At 55.6% G+C, this 8030-nt stretch carries 6 protein-coding genes; 5 read left to right on the top strand and 1 reads right to left on the bottom strand.

Going from position 1 to position 8030, the window contains the following annotated elements; all coding sequences use genetic code 11:
- The first annotated feature begins 143 nt into the window (after nucleotides 1–143).
- From RE6C_RS15320 to RE6C_RS15345, 5 genes are all read left to right on the top strand, one after another.
- Nucleotides 144–422, top strand: a complete 279-nt coding sequence (locus RE6C_RS15320) for a MotA/TolQ/ExbB proton channel family protein (RefSeq protein ID WP_008657899.1) — start codon at nucleotides 144–146, stop codon at nucleotides 420–422.
- A 207-nt stretch (nucleotides 423–629) separates the two neighbouring features.
- Complete coding sequence (locus tag RE6C_RS15325; RefSeq protein ID WP_008657900.1) at nucleotides 630–1091, top strand: hypothetical protein; 462 nt, start codon at nucleotides 630–632, stop codon at nucleotides 1089–1091.
- A 1061-nt stretch (nucleotides 1092–2152) separates the two neighbouring features.
- Complete coding sequence (locus tag RE6C_RS15335) at nucleotides 2153–3472, top strand: DUF1552 domain-containing protein (protein ID WP_008657902.1); 1320 nt, start codon at nucleotides 2153–2155, stop codon at nucleotides 3470–3472.
- A 53-nt stretch (nucleotides 3473–3525) separates the two neighbouring features.
- Nucleotides 3526–5991 carry a DUF1588 domain-containing protein gene (locus RE6C_RS15340; protein WP_008657903.1) on the top strand — a complete coding sequence of 822 codons (2466 nt, stop codon included), beginning with the start codon at nucleotides 3526–3528 and terminating at the stop codon, nucleotides 5989–5991.
- Between the two features lie 24 nt (nucleotides 5992–6015).
- Nucleotides 6016–6453 (top strand): hypothetical protein, encoded by a 438-nt coding sequence (locus tag RE6C_RS15345; protein ID WP_008657905.1) that lies wholly within the window; start codon nucleotides 6016–6018, stop codon nucleotides 6451–6453.
- A 10-nt stretch (nucleotides 6454–6463) separates the two neighbouring features.
- Here the strand turns inward: RE6C_RS15345 and RE6C_RS15350 are convergent, their stop codons facing one another.
- On the bottom strand, nucleotides 6464–7855 hold the full coding sequence (locus RE6C_RS15350; protein ID WP_052034978.1) for an MFS transporter: 1392 nt from the start codon (nucleotides 7853–7855) through the stop codon (nucleotides 6464–6466).
- Nucleotides 7856–8030: the final 175 nt, after the last annotated feature.

Here is an 8030-nt window from a genome sequence, read left to right on the forward strand (position 1 = left end):
TTCCGCCCCCTCCCGCTGCTCGGGCGGGGTTCTTAAGGCGTCACTGGCACAGCACTTAAAAACTGCACGACCTCTGTCCAAGAGAGAACTGGTGGTTCATTCTATTTCCCAGATCACATGCATCACCCATCAGGTCTGCTGCGATGAAGAATACCACTCACCGATTGAAAAGCGTTTCTGGTTGGATCGCAATCCTTTGCATCTTCATCGGTCCGCTGGGCACGGTTTACACGATGATCAAAGCATTCCGCTCAGCCAGCGAAACAAGCAGGTCACCGCTCCCGGACGAACTCGCACGTGACATCAACTACTCGCTGAGTACCACCGTCGCCCTGATGCCCGTCGTGATCATCGCTGGGCTTATCTGGTTCGCATGCCGTCTTCGCATCTCTCACACAGCACGGGGCTCCAAAACCAAATGAGCCCACACATTTTCTCGGCTCGATGAAACGTCTGCCACGGAGCAAACAGTCAACATCTAGCCGAACAAGTTCGAGCGCGGAACGGATCCCGCAGGAAGACCGAGAGACCGAAACAGTTTCGCTCGCCCGGTCATCAATCGCTTAATTTCCCACATCGCCGATCCACAGCGATACAATGTTTGCATCTGCACACATTGGGAGACACAAATGTTTCGAATCACTTCGCCTCTGGTCGTGCTGTTGTTGGTCGCTTTCTCACCGTCGGCGAGTGGCGAAAAAGCGAACATGTCACCGGAGCAACTTCGCGAGACCGCCACGCACGTTATCACGGGGACCGTTTCCCGCGTCTATCAACGTGGCGAAAAGAGGAATGATTGGCAGTACACACACTACGTTGCCGAAGTTCGAGTCAAAGATGTCGAAAAGGGCGACGCAATTGCTCCAGACCGCCCGCTGTATGCGAGGTATTGGAAACGACGCTGGATCGGCAAAACGATCGTTCCACTGTCAACGTCTGGGCACCGCGGTTTGCCTGCGGAGGGCGACACACTCAGGATCTACCTCGCTCGTGATGCGTACGACGGGTTCACTCGCGGGAACGATGATGGTGGGTTCAACGTCATCGGTGCCAATGGCTTCGAGACTTTGCCGAAAGTCACCGCCGAATAGCAATCATCGGATCTTGCGGTATGACAATGTTGAATGAAAAGCTCATGGTGCATCGCTTCACAACCACAGCTGACATTCGTTCGCTCGACGACACATCGACCTCAAGATACGTGTCCCGGTATATCTTCGCCTGGGCAGCCACGTTTGTCGTTGATTGGATCGTTAGTTCATTCGGCTATGAATTTCTGGATGCGAAGGGAGCCGCGTTGGCTGCCTATGTTTGCACGAGCCCGCGATCAAAGCCCGCGTTCCGTTCCATCACCCGGTTCGTGATCTCGCTCGTCCTTACAGCGGCACTAGCCGATTTGTACTGGTACGCAAGCCTTCGGCTTAGCATGAACACGGAATCCGCATTTCAGTCCGTTGTGAGCGCATTGATTGCAACCCTCGCTATGGCTGCGGTCGAAGGAATGATATTTCTCCGGACGTGTCTTGTTACTCCGGGACGACTGGAAAATCACTAACGAAGTGTTGATTTAGTCGTATACCGAATGACAAAAATCAGCCGATGGGCGTTGACCCCGGTTGGCGTCTGAGTAGCCGCATCTAAGGCGGCACGGTCATCAAAATCAACGGGACGCTAGACGATTGCAGTGAAAACGTATCGAGCATATCGACGTTCAAATTGCTTCGCACATTACGAATCGAATGCCTCGGAACCTGATTTCAAGGTCTTGACGGCGCACACACCACCGGCGCAGCTGGTTCCGACCAATTTTTTCTGCCTCGATTCCCACATGGGAATTTCCGCTTCCGGTATCCTCATGAAAGCGAGTTCTCTCGAACCCAACGCATTTACACGGCGGAATCTCTGTTGCGGCGGGCCACGGGATGGCTAGGCTATAGATATCTGACGAGCAGTTTCGGCAGACCCCACCCCAATTCCCCCCTTGATCGTCATATCACCACCGAGCCCGCCTGCGCGGCTTCGGCATGGATGCTCGGACGTTGGTGGCCCGTGAGCCGCATGATTTTCCGATGCATCCATTGGTCGGTTATCCCCGTCCGACCGACCTCCTGACTCAAAACAATCGACCGTGCAACACGTTGAAAGTTCGATCATGATCAGTCGTAGAAATCTGCTGCAGGGACTGGCAGTTGGCGCCGGTGCCGCACTCGGTGCTCCGATTTTGCCGCAGCGTTTGCTCGCGTCACCGACGCCGAACGCGACGCCCAAACGAATCATCTTCTTCATGCAGAACCAGGGATTCGATCCCAAGACCTGCATTCCCGCGGGGATGAAACACAGCGGCTCCTTGGGCAAGGCAAAACTGCCAGAGCCCATCAGTGCGTTGGAGCCCTACAAAGACCGACTGCACATCATCAACGGTTTGCACGGAATGCACACCAGCCCCTCGCACAGTGCGTTCTTCGGCGCACTGGGTGGCTATCGTGGGAGCGACGGTGTTCCGCCGAGTGCATCAACGATCGACTATGAACTGAGCAAGGCCCTTCCACAGACGCTGCTTCCGCATCTTTGTATTGGCATGGACTCGATCGAGAACATGAAGACGAAGCCCACCATCGCGACGCTGTCTGCCAGCGGTGCGGGATCGCCGATCTTCATGCATTCCAATCCGAATCATCTGTACCAGATGCTGTACGGCGGCATTTCATCGGGTGAAATTCGACGCCAGCACGAAGCTCGTTCCAGTGTACTCAGCCAAGTCGAACTGCTCGCGGCGAGCAAAGGCCAATCACTTCCCCCTTCCGATCAACAACGTTACGGACAATATGTCCAAGGCTTCCAGGACGTCAACGGATTGCGTGATCGACTCGACACCGTTTCGGATCACTTGCGGAAGTTCGCTCCGAAAGTGGATGAGCGATACAGCAATCCCGAGTTCGAAACGGATTGGCACGACCGTTTGCTTGACCTTGGTATTTCGGCTCTCTCGTCCGGTATCACCAACACGCTGACGATCGGTTCCGGACGCGGCGAAATCTTCGGTGCTTGGAAAGGACTGGGCATTGAACAGCAAGGCCACAACTTGGGCCACATGGATCAACCCGACAATCCAATTTGGATCAAGATCCGGCAGTACAACAGCCGCATGCTGGTCCGGATCATGGAGAAACTCGACAGCGTGCCGGAAGGAAGCGGCACGATGATGGACAACACTCTGATCGTTTACACCAGCAACAACGCCGACAAACAACATACCAACGGTGCGAACTGGCCAGTCATGCTGCTGGGCAATCTCGACGGTGCATTCAAAAGCGGATGCTTCACCCAAGTGGAAGGCAAACGTCCGATCAATGCTCTGTACACATCGCTGTTGCGGGCGGCGGGCCAAAATATTGACCGCTTCAACATGGATGACAAAATGGCCAAGAAGTATGACGACAGCAACGGTCCGCTCAAGGAAGTGCTGGCGTAGCGATGTGGAAGCAATCTCCAACAAGTCGCTGTCGGCTGCTCACAAGTCTTTTCGTGTTGCTCAGCCTCGGCTCCGTTGCCCAAGCGGAAACCTACACGCCGGGCCAACCGATCGACCAAGACTACTCCGCGATGGCGGAAACATTCCTGGCCGACTACTGCATTGATTGCCACGGCGAATCGGATCCAGAAGGCGATCTGTCACTTGAGAACCTTGGACCCGTCGACGACATCAATGCGAGTGTGTGGACCAGTGTTTGGGCTCAAGTCAGCCTGCAGGAAATGCCCCCGCCTGACATGTCTCAACCGGAAGTGATTGAACGGCTGAAGTTTTCCGACTGGATCGTCGACGAACTTTCCCGAGCCCTGAAGGACAAAGGCGGGTTCCACGCTCATCGCGATCCAAACAAAGGCAACTTCCTGAATCACGATTTGCTGTTTGGTTCGTTGCCCGATGGAATCGAACTTCAACCAACGTCTTCACCCGCGAGAATCTGGCGGGTCACACCTCAGGAGCACATCACTCGTTTGAACGAGTTGATCAACACGGAACCGGACTACGATCCATCCAAACCGGGGCTTCGAACACACGGGGACGCTGTTCCCACCAATCACGGCGGCGAACTGAAGCTCTACTTTGGTGTCGATCGAATCATCAAATGGCAGGGCGGAACGGTCGCTTACGCCACTTCGGTCAAAAGCGTTCCCGCGGTCTTGTCGACGGCCCGAGACCATGGGCTGGAAAACTACCCGGACTTCTACACCGTCAACAGCGCCGAAGCGACGCAAATCATGGGCATCGCCAGCGACATCATTCGCTACATGGCCGAAGGTCCACTCAGCATCGCCGAGCCATACCAGATCACCGATGACCCCAACTCGATCGCGGACAAAATGAAGGGGGACCTGCGTGGGTTGCCGACCAGTTTGGTCTACAGCACCGAAGTCATGCGTCCTTTGACGCCGGTCTACGACCTCTTCGAAGCAGAAGAGATCAATGAAGCGAACGAACAGGCCGCGGTTGATTTCCTCTTCGAAGCGTTGACTTTTCGCCCACCGAGCAAAGCAGAATCGGACACCTACGTTGAAATTGTGGATCAGTCGATTGAAAAGCTCGGCAAAAAAGACGGTGCCGTTCTTGGTCTGTCAGCGATCTTCCTCGACCGCGACGCTCTTTTTCGTCCGGAGTTGGTCGAAAGCGGCGAACCAGACAGCCATGGCCGAGTCATGCTGCAGGATTGGGAATTGGGGTTGGCCGTCAACCACGCGCTCCGATACCTCCAACCCGATGATGCTCTTCGACGTGCGATCGTCGATGGACGCATGCGAACACGCGACGACGTCAAACGCGAAGTCGTACGAATGTTGGAGGATGACAGCATTCGAAAACCGAGGATCCTGCGATTCTTCCGTGAGTACTTTGGCTATGACCTTGCGGGCTACATCTGCAAAGACACCCGGGCGCTGGGCGAAACGGGAGTGAACAACAAAGGCGTCGCTCACTACAACGCCATGTTCGATGCGACCGCCAGCACGGACCGTTTGATTGAAATGATCCTCGCCGAAGACACCGAGGTTCTGAAGCGGCTGCTAACGACCGACAAGGTGGTGGCTGGCAAGTACGACAACACGTACTTCGGCAAGCAACGTTCGCGGGAAGAAATGGCCGCCTCCGTTGCCGCCGAAAAAGCCGCCGCGAAGAAAGCTGCAATTGAGTTGGCCGCTTGGAAAAAAGCCAACCCGGAAAAAGAACCACCGGGCAAGAAGAACGCTCCGAAGAAGCCTAAGGTCAACCATGCGGTCACCGAAGCCAAGCTGAACGGCCCGGACATCTACGCTCGTGTCAGCCGCCGCAGCTTTGGTCGCGGATCGATGAAACCCGAACGCGTACTGGCGACTGCTCCCGAAGGTGAGCGACTCGGCATCCTGACTCATCCCAGTTGGCTGGTCTCACACTCCGATGCGATGGACAACCACGCGATTCGCCGAGGCCGCTGGATCCAAGAACGATTGATCGGCGGTGCGATCCCCGATGTCCCAATCACTGTCGACGCGATGTTGCCCGACGAACCCCGCACCACGCTTCGCGAACGGATGCGAGTCACACGCGAAGAGTATTGCTGGACCTGCCACCGAAAAATGGATCCGCTTGGTCTTCCATTTGAGATGTACAACCACGCGGGACTGTATCGCGAAACTGAACATCGCCAACCCGTCGACACCACTGGCGAGATCATCGATTCAGGCGATCCTACGCTGGACGGGAAAGTCGCCAATGCGATCGAGCTCATCCAACGTCTCGCAGAAAGCGAGCGAGCGGAGCAAGTGTTTGTTCGTCATGCCTTCCGCTTCTGGATGGGGCGAAACGAAACGCTTAACGACGCCCCCGTTTTACAAGCGGCCCATCAAGCATACCGAGACAACAACGGAAGTATGAAAGCCCTGCTGGTATCGCTGCTGACCTCCGATGCATTCCTGTACCGAACTCGAAGCGAGACGAATGCAAACACAGTAAACTGACAGGGAACTGGAGTTGATCAAATCATGTCTTCCGATCCCGACGAAGACGTTCGCGCCCGGCTTTACTCAGCTCAGCGGCAGTTCGATCTAGCAACGATTCTGGTTGCAACAGCAGCCTACGCCGTGATCTTTGCCTTGTTGCAATTCATCCGTGCATCGATTGCCTTTGCCGCGCTCGCGGCTGTCTTCATCGCGATCATCGCTTTCGCGCAAGCATTCTTTTTTCAAGAAAAACGGCCTCGTCTAGCTTCAGCGTTGGCTGGGGCGACATTCTTTGTTGTTGTCATCGCGGTCACTCGAACTCTGGATGCGTCACCTACGCCGCGAGGTCACGACATCACTCAATACTTACCCATCGTCTTCGTCGGTATGTTTTGGGGATATGTGACAGGAACGCTGATTGGTTCTGCATTCATGGCGGCGGACATCCTTCGAAAACACTTCTTCCAACGCAAATCGTGAACGCCTTCGCTCACGCTGGCCGATCGGCTCGCCAGGACGCTGCGATCAGAACCACGGCAGCGACGGCACACAACAACGTCGCCGGTCGATAGACACCGACTTGGTCGTGCGCGACGCTGAACAAGTACGGCCCAATCGCGGTTCCGGCAACGACGATGGATGTCGAAAACCCAGAGATCGCTCCCAGGTGCGTGCGGCCATAAAAGCGAGGCCAGGTGACGCCGGAGATGATTCCAAACATGCCTTGCATCAGCCCCATGCCCAACACGACAAACACGATCGAAACGTTGTCTCCTAAAAACGCCAAGCTCAACGCGAGTATCAAACTGCCGAGCGATTGAACCATCGCCAGGTACTTCAATTTCACAAAGTCGCTCAGCCAACCGCCAGCGAACTCGACAACCACGCTCACGCAAGCGGCGGGCACAAAGATCGCCACCGCTCGAGCACGCGACATCCCGGCGTCGGCAAAGATCGACACGACGTGAAAAGAAAACGCAGTCAGTATCAGCCCGGACAGAACCACGCTAAACGTGAAAACCCAAAAGCTATAGGTGCGCCGTGCTTCGGATAGCGTGAATTGCCGACCGCTGACCGTTTCCGCGTGTGTCTTGCGGTCTTCTTTTGCAAACGGACCATCGGGAACCATCCCATGATCCTCGGGCCGCGACCGAGCGAAGCAAATTGCAACAATGGCGAACACGCCCACCAACATGGCGATCGTCTGCCACGCCCAAGACCACCCACGACGCTGAATCAACCATTCAAAGCAAGCGGGGGTGATCGAAAACCCAAAGGCAATCGAAATACCGATGAACGCGAGTGCCATCCCGCGCCGCTGTTCAAACCACTCCAATACCATGTTGCGAGACGACAGCGTCAGCATGCCTTGCCCGAAGAAACGCATCGCAAAGAAGCCGAGCGTCAAGACGGAAAACGAGACGCCATCGCGATAGTTCTCCGGCAAAAGCACTGCGATTGCCCGAGCGATCTCATCCGAAAAGCTCATCGCCGCCAACACAATGGCCAGCATCGCTGCTGAACCGGCAGACACCCAGCGTCCCCCGAAGCGATCGTAGTATCGACCAGCGCGACTGATCAACAATGCGCTGCCGATCGTCCCAGACAGATACGCAAAACTGATCCAACTTCGCGACAGTTGGTGAGCCTCAATCAGAAAATCAGTGAAGACCGACACGCCAACAGTTTGCCCGGGCGCGCTCGCCAACACCCCCAAGGTTCCGCACACCAAAACCACCGTTCCGTAGAAGAATGGCACGGCAGAAGGGTCGAAGGGAAAGTTCGCGAACCTTGGACGCACGGAGCGACCATCGTTGTGTTTGTCAGGTTTCATACGGTTGCTTGTGACATCGGATTCGAAGCGATGCATTGGATCGCTCATCACCAAAGATGTCAGCGGGGATTGACAGAAACGCCACCCCAACCGCCCGAAGCCACCCAAAGCCAGCCCGAAGAATCGCTCCTCCCGTAGGCCATGTCCCACATGGCATCCCAACCGATGCTTGGGAAGAAAGCGAAGCGTGACCGCACCCCAACCATCCAACAAGATGGCGAAA

This window comes from Rhodopirellula europaea 6C (assembly GCF_000338295.1).
Lineage (GTDB): Bacteria > Planctomycetota > Planctomycetia > Pirellulales > Pirellulaceae > Rhodopirellula > Rhodopirellula europaea.

Coding starts and splice junctions, on each gene's coding strand:
- RE6C_RS15325 (WP_008657900.1), top strand. CDS start 630: ATGTTTCGAATCACTTCGCCTCTGGTCGTGCTGTTGTTGGTCGCTTTC.
- RE6C_RS15335 (WP_008657902.1), top strand. CDS start 2,153: ATGATCAGTCGTAGAAATCTGCTGCAGGGACTGGCAGTTGGCGCCGGT.
- RE6C_RS15350 (WP_052034978.1), bottom strand. CDS start 7,855: ATGAGCGATCCAATGCATCGCTTCGAATCCGATGTCACAAGCAACCGT.
- RE6C_RS15320 (WP_008657899.1), top strand. CDS start 144: ATGAAGAATACCACTCACCGATTGAAAAGCGTTTCTGGTTGGATCGCA.
- RE6C_RS15345 (WP_008657905.1), top strand. CDS start 6,016: ATGTCTTCCGATCCCGACGAAGACGTTCGCGCCCGGCTTTACTCAGCT.